The 1309-nt window shown below is 41.9% G+C and carries 1 protein-coding gene; it reads right to left on the bottom strand.

The features are described 5' to 3' along the window. Positions 1-111: 111 nt before the first annotated feature. Positions 112-1065, bottom strand: coding sequence for a hypothetical protein (locus tag ACUVJL_RS25005; protein WP_445248304.1), 954 nt, complete (start codon positions 1063-1065; stop codon positions 112-114). Positions 1066-1309: the final 244 nt, after the last annotated feature.

The raw sequence follows: 1309 nt of genomic DNA on the forward strand, positions 1-1309 counted from the left end.
ATAGATTATTTGAATCCATTGAAAAACTAGAAGCACTGTTACATAAACTGTTAAATGAAGGAGGACTAATTATGAAATGGAACCGAAAAATAAAAAATAAAGGTAACTTAGTTAATGCAGTTTAGATGTCGAACAGCTTACGCCTACATAGCCGATCGGCACTTCGGTCATTTTTACTTGTTCAACTTGCACAAACCAGGGATTGAGGTTCCAAGAACCCGATAGAATCACCTGTTCTTGCAAGCCCCTGCGCCCGCCACCCTTGATGAAAGATTGTGCTTTTTGGAAATTGTCGTGACCGGGAATTATTGATCCAGCAATTTCACCTTCATCAATCGGAACGCCGTCTAGCACGTTCGCAATTCCCACGCGGTCCGGAGCAAGTTTGTATAGTTGAAGTTGCGACGGCTGCATACCCTTTGCAGAGGCATTTGCAGAAGTAATCACCTCAAATACAGCCGTATTTATCCGATAAATACCAGTTGTGATTATGGCTAGTTGCCGTCCTTTTTCTCCACCGTCGGTGAGAAACTTTCGAGCATTTTGAAAATTGTCGCAATCGACGACTTTGCCTAAAATGCGATCGGGAGGAATGGTGGCTCCGTCATTGGCAATAATTAAACCAATTTCATCTTGAGGAACGACAACAACTGGTTCTTTGCGAATGCTATATTGCCAGGGAAAATAACCAAAATGCCAGCCGGGAGAAAGGGTATCTGCTTGCAAACCTCCTTCGCCATCGAGAGCAATTAATCTACTGGATGGCAAATTTTTGCGGGAGAATTTCTTAGTAACAATTCCCACTTCTCGTTCGCCGATCGCAATTAATCCCAAAGTCCAGCCAATCTTGGGTAGAAAGATGAAAACTAGGAACATTGCTCCTACGGGATAGATCCAAATCGGAATGCTAAATCCTTCTGCTGGGGCTGGTTGAACTTCCTGGGCTTGCGGCGGCGGATTGCTTTGAGCGGAAGTTGGCGGCGCAAAAGCGCCTGCTGCTGCCATCGCGGTTGCGAAAGATACTGCTAAGGGTAAAAGTTTGGGAAGCCAACGTGATTTCGTCATAGTTTTTAATCGGCTTTTAGCTAAAATTTACAGAAAAATTGTTAACTACAATCAGTATTCAAGAGATTTCTGTTGAAGTCAATTCATTAAAGTCATTAATTATATTTAGGACTTACGCATTGACAAAAAACATCATCTATGTATTCTAGACAATGCCACCACTACTAAAGTTTGCTAAAATATGCTCACGTATAACTGAAGTGAATAGATTCCTTTGGACTTCATACCAGTTACTAATTATTTT

The organism is Microcoleus sp. OTE_8_concoct_300, from assembly GCF_031383065.1.
Taxonomy (GTDB): Bacteria; Cyanobacteriota; Cyanobacteriia; order Cyanobacteriales; family Microcoleaceae; genus Microcoleus.

Excerpts from the sequence above, each read along its gene's own strand:
- ACUVJL_RS25005 (WP_445248304.1), bottom strand. The coding sequence starts at position 1,065 with ATGACGAAATCACGTTGGCTTCCCAAACTTTTACCCTTAGCAGTATCT.